We start from the raw sequence: 14,308 nt of genomic DNA, 5'->3' as shown, positions 1-14,308 counted from the left end.
ATCTGGGCCCTAGAAAAGCCAAAAAATGGTAGAACCTCCATTGACACCACGTATATTTTGGCTTTTTGCATATTAAAAAATCATTCAACGGAGGAGACATGAGCTTTCTTCAGCTAGCGACACCATACGGAGTCGTCAAAGCACTTGATCTCCCCACAATCTTCGGCGGGGATCTCGCGAGACTGCCCTTCGTCCATCGAATCCTTCTGGAAAACGTTGCCAGGGAAGACGCAGACCGCCTGCCGTCCATGATCACAGTCTTGCGGGGCTGGCTTGTCAGCGGCACGAGCGAGGCCGAGATCGCCTTCCATCCCTCGCGTGTCCTCATGCACGACACGACCTGCGTGCCCGCGCTGGTCGACATTGCTGCCATGCGCGACGCCATCGCGGAAGCCGGCGGTGACCCGGCAAGCCTCACGCCGGTCCTGCCGGTCGACGTCTCCGTCGATCACAGTATCGGCGTCGACATGTATGGACAGCCCCAGTCTCGTGCCTTCAACATGCAGCGCGAGATGGAGCGCAACAGCGAGCGCTACCGCCTGATGAAATGGGCGACGACCGCTCTTCCGGGTGTCACCGTGCATCCACCGGGCACCGGGATCATGCACACGCTCAATCTCGAGCAATTGGCGACCGTCATCCGCCTCGAAGACCGGAACGGCGAGACCTGGGCCACGCCGGACACACTTATCGGAACCGACAGCCACACGCCGATGATAAACGGTATCGGCGTTCTTGGCTGGGGTGTGGGCGGGCTGGAGGCGGAAAGCGTATTCTTTGGTTTCCCCGTCACGATACGCCTTCCGGATGTCGTCGGTGTGCGCCTGACCGGACGGCTCTCGCCCGGCGTGCTGTCAACGGACTTGGCGCTAGACGTTACGCACCTCCTGCGGCGCCACGCGGTCTCGGGAGAGTTCGTCGAATTCTTCGGACCGGGTGTGGCAACGCTCTCAGGCGGAGACCGCGCCGTCATCGCCAACATGGCGCCGGAATATGGAGCATCAACCGGCTATTTTCCGATCGACAGTCAGACGATCGAATACCTGCGTGGAACCGGTCGAGCGTGCGAACATTGCTCACTGGTCGAAAGTGCCGCGCGTGCGATGGGCCTCTGGTTTGATCCGGAAGCCGAGCCCCGCTACACCAGGGTCATCGAACTCGATCTCGGCAATGTGTGCGCCCTTATGGCCGGGCCGCAGCGCCCGCAAGACAAGTTGGCGCTCACAGAGGCCGCCTCTGCCCTGGAGGCGGCAGTTGGCAGGCCGCTCGGGGAAGGATCCAAAGGCATTCCGGACGGCGCAATCGCGATCGCGGCGATCACGAGCTGCACCAACACCTCCGACCAGCGCCTCTTGGCCGCCGCCGGTCTTGCCGCCCGCAAGGCAAACCGGCTCGGTCTGCGCCCGCCTTGGTGGGTCAAGACATCATTGGCGCCGGGCTCGCCATCCGCCGAACTCTTCCTGAAACGGAGCGGTCTGTTGGTGGACTTGGAGGCCATCGGCTTCGGTATCGTGGGCCACGGCTGCACCACCTGCATCGGCAATTCGGGGCCACTCCAGCCGGACATGGCCGAGGCAATCGCCAACGGCACGGTTGCCGCCGCCCTCCTCTCGGGCAATCGCAACTTTCCCGGCCGGATTCATCCAAGTCTGCAATTCGGCTTTCTCGCCTCACCGCCGCATGTGGTCGCCCTCTCGATCATCGGCAAATTCTGTTCCCATCCGATGAACCTTGAAATCGCAAAGGCCTCCGACGACTCCGCCGTCCATCTTTGCGATCTCCTCCCATCGGACGAAGAGATCGACGCGATCCTGCGAGACTTCTCGGATAATGAGGATTTTGGTCGGGCCTTCCACGATGCGGCGCAGAACGAGGCATGGCTCGCCCTTGAGGCGCCGTCGTCTCCAACGTTTCCCTGGGATGAGAGCTCGACCTATATCCGGCGTCCGCCTTTCGCCGGCATCAGCTCCACCAATCGGCTCGGAACCTACTCGGCCCATCCGCTGCTCGTGCTTGGCGATGACATGACCACGGATCACATCTCCCCCGCCGGCCAGATCGTCGCCGAGAGCTATGCCGGGCGTCATCTCGTTGCCGCCGGCGATCAGCCCAACGATCTCAATGTCTATGCGGCCCGACGAGGGAACTGGCAGGCCATGGTTCGCGGTCTCTTCGACAATCGGACTGCCGCCAACCTCCTGCTTGGCGGGGAACCAGCCTCAAGGACCGTGCATGCGCCTTCAATGGAGGAAGGTCCGCTATGGGAGGTCGCCCAACGCTACCGGCAGGAAGGCCGGTCCGTCGTCATCGTGGCCGGAGAGCGATATGGGGCCGGTTCATCACGCGATTGGGCAGCCAAAGGCGTCGCATTGCTGAGCGTGCGCGCCGTCATTGCGAGAAGCTTCGAGCGCATCCATCGCACCAATCTGATCGGCATGGGCATTCTACCGATCGCGATCGAAAGCTTGTTGCCCTCACTTTCGGCACAGGACCTCATTGAAATTGATGCCACGCGCATCCATCCGCGCTGCGATGTGAGGCTAGTTCTACAGCGCGCGTCCGGTGCCCAGGAGATATTGACGGCGCGCGCTGCCGTAGAGACCGAGCAGGAGGCCAAGACAATGCTTGCTGGCGGAATGATCCCTCTTATTCTTAACCCGCTACTCGCCGGCACAAGAGACTTAGCTACGAACGGTAGCAGCGAAGGGCACATTGGATGACGACCTCCGTCGACTTCATTGACGCCCGCAACGGTTCGGCAGCCGCCATGAGTTCGGACAATTCGGCGTCGGAACGCCTGCCGGGCCATTTCATCGGCAACTATGGCCCGCATTGAAGAGTTCTCGAGGCCAACGCCGCGAGAAGTGCTTCGGATCGGTGCAAGAGCAGATGAACTGCTTCATGCGGTTGCCACACATTCATCGAACCATGTCAGACACCGTTGCCGTCGACGGCTACGGCCACCAGGTCCTATATGACTGCCCTTTCGATAAAAGGTCGATTGTTGAGGACTCTCTCGTACCCGACTTCCGTCAAATCGAGGGTTCGATACTCGTTATAAATGATAAGTTCGGACACACCTCGGCCGGTGGCCGGTCCCTGCTGCAAACCGTGGCCCGAAAAGCCATTTGCGAAGAGGAAGTTGCGCACTTCAGGATGGCGGCCGACGATCAGATTTTGGTCGAGGGTGTTGTAATCGTAATGACCTGCCCATTGATTGACGACCTTGATCGCTTCGAATTTCGGCGAGCGTTCGGCGAGTGCCGGCCAGATGATCTCTTCGAATTCTTCATAGCGCGGTTCGAAATCGTCCCAGTCCGACGTTGGGTCCTCGACAGGTGGGCAGCCCGTCAGGAAAAAGCGGCCCTCGGGACGGCAGAACACACCGCTCGGGTCGATCATCAGCGGCAGTCGGCCATCGTTGATGTTGGCCGTGCCTTCCGGTGTGTCGGCGCAATCGAAGACAAACAACGTGCGCTTGCGCGGCTCCACCGGGATATCGAGGCCCGCCATACGCGCCGTCAATGCCGCGCGCGGACCTGAGCAGTTCACGATCGTGCCGGCACCGACGGTCGTACCCGACTTCAGGGCAACGGAGGTCACGCGACTTCCTTGGCGCCCAATGCCCACGACCTCGTCGGCAACATAGTCCACACCGAGCGAACGCGCCTTGTTGCGGAAGCCGTACATCAGGCCGGTATTGTTGAACCAGCCCTCGCCGGACCGGCCGTAGGATGCGAGCTCGATATCGGCGACATTGAGATGCGGAAACGCGTTGGCGAGTTCATCGCGGTTGAGAAGCAAAACGTCGGCGCCACAGGATATTTGCGCCTTATGGTTTTCGCGGAGGGTCTGCACTTGCTGCGGCCTGTTGGCAAGAAAGAGATAGCCGCCAGATTGAAAACCCAGATCCGGGCGATCGTCGCCCACCTGCATCATGTCGGCGAAGTTGCGAATGACCTCGGAACCATACTGGCTGATCCTGACATTGATCGGATTGGAGAATTGCGTCCGGATCGAAGACGACGACAGGGAAGTCGACGCCTTCGCATAGGTCGGGTCCTTCTCGATCACGAGAATCGAGCCGTCGAAATCCGGATTGGCGGAGAGATAATAGGCGACGGCCGAGCCGATGACAGCGCCGCCGACGACCACGACATCGTAGGAATTCTTCATTTGGACGCCTCGTGGTCGGGATGCGGCAGGTCGACGAACCAGCCGCCGAGATGCTGGGTTGCGGGGGCGTGCGGGTCGAGGCGCGGCACGGCGGCCTCGACTTTCTGGCGCGCGAATTCGGTATTGTCCCTGGGATGATAGCCCAGCCTCCCCCAATTGGTATTGTCGACCGGGCAGACCTTGTTGTCGGATAGGCCGAAGGCGATGGTGCAGCCGATATGCGGCGCGGTCAGCGCCGCCTCCACCAGCCGAACGCAATCATCAAACGACAGCCAGGACCACAGCATGCGGCGCTCCGGCGGTTCCGGGAAGGATGAGAAGATGCGCAGGCAGGCGCTTTCCAGGCCGAACTTGTCCCAATAGAACTGCGCCAGCGCTTCGACAAAGCATTTCGAGACGCCGTAAAGGCTGTCCGGGCGCACCGGGGCAGCCTCGTCGATATTGTCCGTTAGCTTGTGATAGCCGATGGCATGGACGGAGGAGGCGTAAACGACTCGCTTGACGCCGTGGCGACGCGCCGCCTCGTAGATATTGTAGCTGCCCTCGATATTGGACGCGAGAATCGTCTTCCACGCCGTTTCGAGCGGCGCCCCACCGAAATGGACGATGGCGTCGACGCCTTTTACGGCATTTTCGACCGCTTTAGCATCCGCGAGATCGAAGACGAAATCTTGTTCATGCGGCGCCAGATCGGAGATCTCGACCCGGTCGGCGACGCGGACCTCGTTGGCTAGATGCGCCAACCCGTTGCGGAGCTGGGTTCCCAGGCGGCCGGCGGCGCCCGTGATTAGAATGCTGTTGAAATCCTTGGCCATTGTCGTGTCCATCACTTCTTGAGCTTGGCAACGGCGCGGCCGATGCGCGTCACTGCCTCGATCAAAACCTCTTCCGATGTTGCCGTGGAAATGCGGAAGAACGGCGAGAGGCCATAGGCTGTGCCCGGCACCGCCGCCACATGACCTTCATCGAGAAGATACTTGGCCACCGCGACGTCGTCGGCAAGTGTTTGGCCGGAGGGGGTGACGGCACCGATCAGCGCAGCACAACCTATATACGCGTAGAACGCACCTTCCGGGGGATCGAGTGTGAGCGCATCGATCCTCGATATGCCCTCGACGACAAGATTTCGGCGGCGTTCGAAGGCGGCGCAGAACGTTGATACCTCGTCCTGCGGCCCTTCGAGCGCAGCTTTGGCAGCGATTTGGGCGGGCGCGCTTACGGATGTGCAGGACTGGCTCTGGACAGTCGCCATCGCCTTGATGAGGTCCTTCGGGCCGGCGGCATAGCCGACGCGCCATCCGGTCATGGCATAAGCTTTTGAAACGCCGTTGACCACCAGTGTGCGTTCGAGCAGTTCCGGGGAGGCCGCGCCGAAGGAGACGAATGTCCGGCCGTCGAAGATGATGTGCTCGTAGATCTCGTCGGACAGGATCAGGACCTGCGGGTGTTTCGCCAGAACCGCGCCGAGCGCTTGGAGCTGTTCCTTGGAATAGACCGCACCCGAGGGATTGCTAGGCATGTTGAGGAAAAGCCAGCGCGTCTTGTCGGTGATCGACGCTTCAAGGACCTCAGGCGTCAGCCGGAAGCCCGCCTCAGCCAGGCATTCCGGCGTCACCGGGACGCCCCCGAACAACTTCGCCATTTCGGGATAGGACACGAAATAGGGTGCGGGAAGGAGAATTTCGTCGCCCTCCTCCACGCTCGCCATCAGCGCGTTGAAGATGATCTGCTTGGCGCCATTGGCGACGGCGATCTGGTCGAGCGCATAATCGAGGCCGTTTTCGCGCTTGAACTTGGCCGCAATCGCCTTGCGCAGATCCGGCGTTCCCAGCGACGCCGTGTAGAGCATACGCTCCCGGCTGGCGGCCTCGAACGCAGCCTTGGTGATATGGGCGGGTGCGGCAAAATCCGGCTCGCCAAGCCCGAGATCGATGACATCGATGCCGGTCGCTGCAAGCTCCTTCGCTGCCTGGGAAACGGCCATGGAGGCCGACGGCTTCACCGCCGACAGTCGGCTAGCAATACAGGTCACGACTTCTTCTCCGTAACATATCCCTTGGACAGATCTTCGGCCCGGGCTTCGGGCGCGCGCTCGGCCGGATCGCCGAAGCCGCCGCCGCCCGGCAGTTCGAGCTTCAGCCTTCGGCCTGCGGGCACGTGCTGCCACCCCTTGGGACGCAGCTTGGTGCCGTCGTCGAGCGTGGCCGAGCCCGGTGCGCCATCCCTACCGCCGGCACGACCCCGTGCCGGCGTGGAGATGCGGTCGAACATGGCCGAGAAATCGAATTCGTGGCCCTCGGCGGGGGCGATTTCGATCACCTGGCCGAGGCCACCGCGATACTTGCCGTCACCGCCGGAATCCGGGCGAAGCTCCTTGCGCCAGATAACGATCGGGCCGGTATGTTCCGTTGCCTCGATCGGCATCGTGTGGACGCCCGAGGGGAACGCGGTCGATGACAGGCCGTCAAGATCGGGTCGCGCGCCCATGCCGCCCGAATTGAACATCAGCACCTCGGCTCGGCGGCCGGGTGCACCGGCGACCGGACGCACGGACATATGCACGTTCCAGAGCGCCGCCGCGCCTTCCGCAAGGATCTGACCGGGAAGCGCCTTGGCCAGGGCGCCGAGGACAAGGTCCGGAACCATGTGGCCGATGACATGGCGCACGGAGACCGGCGCCGGGCGCCCGGCATTGAGGATATTGCTGGGCGAGGACACATTGAATACAGCGAGCGAAGCCGCATTGTTTGGGATGTCAGGCGCGACGACGCATTTCAGTGCATAGCAGGCATAGGCCTTGGTATAGATCAGAGGTACGTTGATACCCCAGCGGCTTACCGCCGCGCTGCCGGCGAAATCGACATTGACGCCGTCATTGGTGATCGTGACCTTTGCAGCGAGCTTGATCGGCTCGTCATAACCATCGGTCAGCATCTCGTTCGACCACGACCCCTTCGGCAATCCTGCGATGCGCTCCATGGTCGCGGCATGGGTGCGTGACAGAATGAAATCGCCCAACGTGTCGAGATTGTCATAGCCGACTTCGTTCAGCATCTCGATCAGGCGGCGATGGCCGACGTCGTTGCAGGCGGCGAGCGAGAAGAAGTCGCCGATGACCTGGTCGGGTTCGCGCACGTTGAGACGGAGGATCTTCAACAGATCCTTGTTCACCACGCCGCGTTCGGCGAATTTCATGATCGGGATCTGGATGCCTTCCTCATAAACCGACTTGCCGTCGGCGCCGAAGCCGCGCCCGCCTACATCTACGACATGGGCGGTGCAGGCAAAGAAGCCGATCAGCTCGTCGCCCTTGAAGGACGGCGAGATCATGGTGATGTCATGCAGATGACCGGTGCCTTTCCAGGGGTCGTTGGTCACATAGGTATCGCCCGGGTACATTTCTTCGCGTGGAATCTCGGCGATGAAATGCAGCACGGCCTCTGCCATGGTGTTGACGTGGCCCGGCGTGCCAGTCACAGCCTGGGCCAGCATTTCGCCCTTGGCATTGTAGACCCCCGCTGACAAGTCGCCGGCTTCGCGCACCGAAGTGGAGAAGGCGGTGCGGAGCAAGGTTAACGCCTGTTCCTCAACGACCGAGATCAGTCGGTTCCACATGACCTGCATGCGGATTTCATTGATGTCGCCCATGGATCAGAGCCCTTTCCGCACGAGCAGGATGGTGCCATCGGCCTGAATGACGGCATCGAATGGCGAAGTGACGACGGTCGAGGTTTCCCGCTCGACGATGACTGCAGGTCCGGAAATCCGGTCGCCGGCATCAAGCGCGTCGCGCGGGACGATCGCTGTTTCCAATTCCTTGCCGGACGCCGGATCGAAGACATTGCGCGTGGGGTGACCGGAGGCGGCACGGCCGCTGGCGTCGAGCGCGAACTTTTCGCCTTCAGGGCGAATGTCGTTCGCCTTGACCGACCAGGTCACGAATTCCACTTCCGGACCTTCGACCGCACGGCCGAAGAACTGCGCGTAGCGCTCCTTGAACGCCTCTTCGATCGAAGCCTTGTCGTCGTTGACGAATGCACTGTCTGGCATCGGGACCGGGATTTCCCAACCTTGGCCGGCATAGCGCATGAACGCCGTTACTTCGCGGGTTATGACACCTTCGGTGCCGGCGCGCACGAAGCCCTCGGCGGTCGCCTTCAGCTGGTCGAGCATCGCGTTGATCGACGCCGCGTCGAATTTCGACAGGCCGACGATTTTGGAGGCAAGCGCCTCGTAGCCGAACGGCGCCTTGAGGAAGCCGATGGCCGAGCCGACACCGGCGCCCTGCGGGATCAGGCAGCGATCGACGCCGAGCTTTTCGCACAGCCGCGCTGCATGCAGCGGGGCAGCGCCGCCGAAGGCAATCATCGTATTGTCGGAAATGTTCTTGCCATGCTCGACGGCGTGCACGCGCGCGGCATTGGCCATGTTCTCGTCGACGACCTCGACGATGCCGAAGGCTGCCGCCTGCGGTCCGAGGCTGAGCCTTTCGCCGACATCGCGCGAGATCGCCGCCTTGGCCTTGTCGACCGAAAGCCTGATCTTGCCGCCGGCGAAATTGTCCGGATCGAGCTTGCCGAGCACGAGATCGGCATCGGTGATGGCGGGGCGTTCGCCGCCACGCTGGTAGCAAGCCGGGCCGGGTTCGGAGGCCGCCGATTCCGGGCCTGCCTGGATCCGTCCCATGGCATCGACCCAGGCGATTGAACCGCCGCCGGCGCCGATCTCGATCATCTCGATGACGGGAATGGAGATCGGCATGCCCGATCCCTTGGAGAAGCGGTAGGTGCGGGCGACCTCGAAGGTGCGCGCGGTCTGTGGCTCGAAGTCCTCGATCAGGCAGACTTTTGCTGTCGTGCCGCCCATGTCATAGGACACGACGCGGTTCAGGTCGAAACGGCGGGCGACGTCGGCCGCGAAGATCGCGCCACCCGCCGGGCCTGACTCGACCAGCCGCACCGGGAACTCCGCCGCGGTCTCGACGGAAATCAGGCCGCCGCCGGAGTGGATCATGAAGACCGGGCATTGCGCGCCCATCTCCTTGAGGCGCACTTGCAGGCGGGAAAGATAGTCCGCCATCTGGGGCCGCACATAGGCATTAGCGCAGACCGTGTTGAAGCGCTCGAACTCCCGCATCTGCGGCGACACTTCCGACGAGATCGAGATCGGGATGGAGAGCTTGCGCGACAGTATTTCCCGCGCCCGCTGCTCATGTGCCGGGTTCATGTAGGAGTGGATGAAGCCGATGGCGATGGCGCCGAAATTGCCGGCGGCGATGGTGTCGGCGATCGCTTCGAGCGTTGCCTCGTCAAGTGGCTGGAGCTCCCGGCCCTGCGCATCCATGCGACCCTTGACGACGAAACGGTCTTCTCGCGGGATCAGCGGCTTCGGCAGCACGAGGCTGAGGTCGTACTGTTCGAAGCGGTTCTCGGTGCGCATTTCAAGCACGTCCCGGAAACCTTCCGTGGTGACCAAGGCCGTCCGCGCGCCGCGCCGCTCGATCAGCGCATTGGTCGCGAGCGTTGTGCCATGGATGATGATGTCGATATCGCCGGTCGCGATGCCGGCATCCCGGACGACGATCTCGATCCCGTCGAGGATGGCCTGCTCGGGCGCCGTATAGTTCGTCAGCACCTTGGTCGAATGGAGCGTGCCCCCGACATCGAGCGCGATATCGGTGAAGGTGCCGCCGATATCGGCGCCGAGGCGGATTTGATGACGCGATGTCATGCGGGTTCCTTTACGGCGAGAGCGGCCTGACGCATCTGGCTGAGCGTGCGCCGCGGTGTGAGTGCTTCTGGCGAAATGTCGAGGTCGAGCAAAGCACCGGTCTTCGAGGCACGCGCGCGGTCGAAGGCCGCGGCGAAGTCGGCCGTCGTCTCGACCCGCTCGGCGTGGAAGCCATAGGCTTTCGCGAGCACCACGAAATCGGGATTGACCATCGTCGTGCCGGAGACGCGCTCCGGATAGTGCCGCTCCTGATGCGCACGAATGGTGCCATAGATCCCGTTGTTGAGGAGCAGGATGATCGGCTGGGCGCCGGCCTGCAGCGCGGTCGCGAGTTCCTGGCAGTTCATCTGAAAATCACCGTCCCCGGCGAAGCAGACGACCGTGCGATCGGGATGCGCCACCTTTGCGGCAATCGCCGCGGGGACACCATAGCCCATGGCGCCAGACTGCGGCGCCAGCAGGCGCGCCTTCGGACCGAACTTGAAGAACTTGTTCGGCCAGACGGTGAAATTGCCCGCGCCATTCGTGAGGATGACGTCGTCAGGCAGGACGTCGTTGAGCAGTGACGTGACCTTGCCCATGTCGACCGGTGACGGCAGATCGCCGAGTTCGAAGCCCTTCAGATAGGAGTCGCGAGCACGCTCGCGCCATTGCGACCAGGGGCCCTTGACTGGGGCCACATCGCCCAATGCCGCGGCAAAGGCGTTCGGTCCGGCCTGGATGCCGAGGGCAGGACGGTAGACTTTGCCGATCTCGAGGTCGGAACCGTGCACATGGATGATGGCCTGCCTCGGGCTAGGCACGTCGAAGAGAGTGTAGCCGTCCGTTGAATTCTCGCCGAACCGATTGTTGATCGCGAGGATGACGTCGGCTTCCCTCAAGATCGTCTTGACGGATTCGACCATGCCGACACCGGCCTCGCCGCAAAAGGTCGGCGAATTGTTGTCATATCGGTCCTGGTAACGAAACACGGCGACCACGGGAATATCGGAGGCCTCGGCGAAGTTCTGCACGCGCGCCATCGCGCCGGGCTTCCAGTTGCAACCGCCATAGAGAATGACGGGGCGCTCGGCACTGCCGAGCGTTTCGCGAAGCCGCGCCATGGCGGCGGCTGATGGCGCCGGCTCCGATATGTCGAGGGGGCCCGAGAGAGGCTCTGCATCAGTCATTGAGGTGAGCATGTCTTCCGGCAGAGCGATAACCACAGGTCCGGGGCGTCCGGTGACGGCCATGGTCCAAGCACGGGACAGGATCTCAGGAATCCGGTCAGCGTCGTCGATCTCGACGGCCCATTTTGCGATGGTGCCGAAAGCCGCGCGATAATCGACTTCCTGAAAGGCTTCGCGGCCCCGCATGTCGCGTCCGACCTGACCTACGAACAGCAGCATCGGAACCGAGTCCTGCATGGCGGTGTGCACGCCGATCGAGGCATTGGTCGCACCCGGTCCGCGCGTGACGAAGCAGATGCCCGGCTGGCCTGTCAGTTTGCCATAGGCCGCCGCCATGAATGCCGCCCCGCCTTCGTTGCGGCACAGAACATAGTCGAGGCGCCCGCGCGTGTCGTGCAGCGCATCGAGGACCGCGAGATAGCTTTCGCCCGGCACACCGAAACTCTTCGTCGCACCGAGCCCGTTCAGGCTATCGACGAGGAGCGTTCCTCCATTCCGTTTCATACTGGTTTCCTGGTCTCTTGAGATGCGTCGGCACGCGGAAGACAAACGCTATCCCAAAGCCGGCCGGAGGTCGGCGGCGTCAGCGATCATTGTTCGAACTTGACCATCTGACCGCCACCCGCAGCCTGATCGGTCGGCAGGACTTCCACCCGGGCGACGTCGACAAAGACCGGCAGTTCAATGGCGTTGGCGATGACGGTGGCGATGTGCTCCGGCTGGATGGGCCTGTAGCCATCGTAGAGAACGGCTTGCGCCTGGTTGCCGGCAATGGCCGTGCGGTAAAGACCCGTCTGGACGCGACCGGGCACGACCTCCGTCACCCGGACCGACGTGCCAAGGAGATCGCAGCGCAGATTGTCGCAGAACAGGCTGAGCCCGGCCTTGGATGCCCCGTAGACGCTCATCGAGGGATACGCCGCCTGGCCGCCGGTCGAGCCGATGAAGATCAGGTGCCCCCGCTTGCGGGCGACCATTCCAGGAAGGACGGCTCGGGTGAGATGCATGGGCGCCTTGAGATTGATGTCGATCATCGCGTCGATCTCGGTGGGATCGATCTCGTGGAATGCGGCACGGGTCGACAGGATGCCGGCATTGTTGACGAGGATGTCGACCTCGATATCTTCCAAGCTGGCGGCCAGGGCCGCGGTGTCGCGCACATCCGCTATCACGATCTTCGCGCCGGAGGACGACGCCAGCTCTTCGAGCGCGGGGGCATTGCGGCCTACCGCGTAGACATCGAGCTCCATCTGCCGGAGCCTGAGCACGGTCGCCCGGCCGATTCCGCTCGTCGCTCCCGTAACCACGGCCGTCCTGTACGCGATGGCGTCAGACATAGATGTAGCCTCCACTGATCACCACGTTCTCGCCGGTGGCATAGGTATTGCGGCTGCTGGCCATCATGACAATCCACTCGGCCATCTCGACCGGTTCGGCCGCGCGGCCGAGCGCGCTTGCCTTGGCAAGCTCGGGCAGGAAGCCGAGCTCCTTGGCGCGGTCGGTGGCAAAGCCGGCCGGCGCCACGGAGTTCACCAAGATGCCGTCGGCGGCGCATTCCTGCGCGAAGGACTTGGTGAGGCTGACGACCGCGGCCTTGGTGGCTGCATAATGGGCGTTCTGCGGATGCGCCTTGAACGCATCGACGGAGGTGACATTGACGATGCGGCCCGTGACTTCAGGCGAGTTCATAAAACTGCGCATGTGGCGAACCGCGGCCACCATCATGTGATAGGTTCCCTTCACATTGATTGCATTCTCCAGGTCCCACTCCTCGTCGGTGATTTCGAGGATTGGCCTACGCGGGTAGATGGCCGCGCTGTTTACCAGCGCATGAACGCGGCCGAGCTTGCTCACGATCTCGTCGAAGCCGCGATGCGCCGTCTCTGCGCACGAAATGTCCGCCACGGATGTCGCGACCTCCGCTCCTTGCGCTCGAAGGGCTTCAGCGGAGCTTGCCAGAAGCTGCTCGTTGCGGTCGATCAGGCCGATCTTGGCTGCGCCGCGCTCGACCATAAGCTTGGCCGTCGTCAACCCGAGACCAGATGCTCCCCCGACAATAACAACGGTTTGGTCCTGCATGTTCACCTCGCAGCTAGGTTGCCTGATTTAATATGTATGTTATCACTTATATGCCAAATTTTCTTTGCGGCAAGTGTTTTGGGAAATGTTGACGGAACTAGTACCGCAAGTGGCAACACGGCATGACATATGATATGTGATGAATTATGTAGGAGAAATCAGTGTCAGTCATTACTCAGCGCGGCAATCTGGCTGAAATCGTCGTTGCCGAGCTTTCAAGCCGCATCGACTCCGGCGTCTATTTGCCCGGTCAAAAGATCCCATCAAGCGCGCAATTGTGCCAGGATTTCGGGGTAAGCCGGACTGTCATCCGTGAAGCGCTGACCTCGCTACGGGTCGCAGGCCGGGTTACGTCTCGTCAAGGCGACGGTGTCTATGTCACCGAGCGCGATTCAAAGACGGTCAATTTCGAGATCAGCCGGATCGAGGACATTCGCTCGGCGATGGAAATCCTCGAACTCCGCCTTGGCGTCGAAATGCAGTCTGTGGCGCTCGCCGCCTCGCGTCGGACGCCGGAAGCGCTGGCCGACATTGCTCGAGCATACGATTATCTCGACAATCTTGAGAGCGACGACGCCGAAGTCGAGGCGCGGGCAGATTTCGAGTTCCATCTGGCAATCGCCCGGGCAACCCGCAATCCGCACTTCCCGCAGTTTCTCCAGGCCGTGTTCAGCGAGATCAGCTTCGACCTCGTGATGAAGCATCGCCAGTCGGCGCGGACCTACCGGACCTACCTGAGAAAGATCAACAAGGAACATGCCGCGATTTTCGCGGCCATCACCCAGGGCGATCCGAGAGCGGCGAAGAATGCATTGGCGGCCCATCTCGAAGAGAGTCTAAATCGATATCGCGCAATGTTGGATGAGCCCCTGATCACAGAAGTCGCTGACTAGGGCACAACCGAGGCATTGTTGGCTGTTGATCTTGCGTAAGTTAATCCGCCCGCATCGCTTCGCTCGATCTTCAACGCATTGCGGGTCGAACTGAGCAAACGTAGCCACAACAATCAAACGTATCCCGGATCGGCCATTCCCCGGGCTTTCCCGGCTCTGCGAGATTAATTATCGTGTTGAGGGCGCCACCTGACTAGCTATCTCGGCCCCGGAAACACCAAGCCGTCAAGAGACGGATTGCCAGAATTTATACCTGTAACC

At 61.9% G+C, this 14,308-nt stretch carries 10 protein-coding genes; 2 read left to right on the top strand and 8 right to left on the bottom strand.

Features of this window, described 5'->3' with window-relative positions; genetic code table 11:
* The first annotated feature begins 98 nt into the window (after positions 1–98).
* The gene (gene acnA, locus GHK62_RS26020) at positions 99–2,720 is read left to right on the top strand and encodes an aconitate hydratase AcnA (protein WP_153441899.1); all 2,622 of its coding nucleotides are present in this window, start codon (positions 99–101) and stop codon (positions 2,718–2,720) included.
* A 250-nt stretch (positions 2,721–2,970) separates the two neighbouring features.
* On the opposite strand, the gene GHK62_RS26015 is transcribed toward acnA, so the two are convergent.
* The 8 genes from GHK62_RS26015 to GHK62_RS25980 form a co-directional block, all read right to left on the bottom strand.
* A complete protein-coding gene (locus GHK62_RS26015) occupies positions 2,971–4,176 on the bottom strand; it encodes an NAD(P)/FAD-dependent oxidoreductase (protein ID WP_153441898.1) in 1,206 nt (401 codons plus the stop codon).
* Complete coding sequence (locus GHK62_RS26010) at positions 4,173–4,991, bottom strand: NAD-dependent epimerase/dehydratase family protein (protein WP_153441897.1); 819 nt, start codon at positions 4,989–4,991, stop codon at positions 4,173–4,175. The genes GHK62_RS26015 and GHK62_RS26010 overlap by 4 nt, the downstream gene beginning before the upstream one ends.
* Positions 4,992–5,002: 11 nt before the next feature.
* Positions 5,003–6,208 (bottom strand): pyridoxal phosphate-dependent aminotransferase, encoded by a 1,206-nt coding sequence (locus tag GHK62_RS26005; RefSeq protein ID WP_327791097.1) that lies wholly within the window; start codon positions 6,206–6,208, stop codon positions 5,003–5,005.
* Entirely contained in the window at positions 6,205–7,824 is a 1,620-nt protein-coding gene (locus GHK62_RS26000; RefSeq protein WP_153441896.1) for a hydantoinase B/oxoprolinase family protein, read from the bottom strand. Before GHK62_RS26000 ends, GHK62_RS26005 begins: the two co-directional genes overlap by 4 nt.
* A 3-nt stretch (positions 7,825–7,827) precedes the next feature.
* Positions 7,828–9,906, bottom strand: coding sequence for a hydantoinase/oxoprolinase family protein (locus GHK62_RS25995; protein WP_153441895.1), 2,079 nt, complete (start codon positions 9,904–9,906; stop codon positions 7,828–7,830).
* Complete coding sequence (locus GHK62_RS25990; protein ID WP_153441894.1) at positions 9,903–11,579, bottom strand: thiamine pyrophosphate-dependent enzyme; 1,677 nt, start codon at positions 11,577–11,579, stop codon at positions 9,903–9,905. The genes GHK62_RS25995 and GHK62_RS25990 overlap by 4 nt, the downstream gene beginning before the upstream one ends.
* A gap of 86 nt (positions 11,580–11,665) precedes the next feature.
* Positions 11,666–12,412 (bottom strand): SDR family oxidoreductase, encoded by a 747-nt coding sequence (locus GHK62_RS25985; protein WP_153441893.1) that lies wholly within the window; start codon positions 12,410–12,412, stop codon positions 11,666–11,668.
* On the bottom strand, positions 12,405–13,154 hold the full coding sequence (locus tag GHK62_RS25980; protein WP_153441892.1) for an SDR family NAD(P)-dependent oxidoreductase: 750 nt from the start codon (positions 13,152–13,154) through the stop codon (positions 12,405–12,407). The genes GHK62_RS25985 and GHK62_RS25980 overlap by 8 nt, the downstream gene beginning before the upstream one ends.
* A gap of 161 nt (positions 13,155–13,315) precedes the next feature.
* Between GHK62_RS25980 and GHK62_RS25975 the strand changes: the two genes are divergently transcribed.
* Positions 13,316–14,047: a FadR/GntR family transcriptional regulator gene (locus GHK62_RS25975; protein ID WP_184108875.1), complete on the top strand. Its 732-nt coding sequence runs from the start codon at positions 13,316–13,318 to the stop codon at positions 14,045–14,047.
* The last annotated feature ends 261 nt before the right edge of the window (positions 14,048–14,308 follow it).

Source organism: Sinorhizobium terangae (genome assembly GCF_009601505.1).
Taxonomy (GTDB): domain Bacteria; phylum Pseudomonadota; class Alphaproteobacteria; order Rhizobiales; family Rhizobiaceae; genus Sinorhizobium; species Sinorhizobium terangae.
This window is presented reverse-complemented; position numbering and strand designations above follow the sequence as displayed.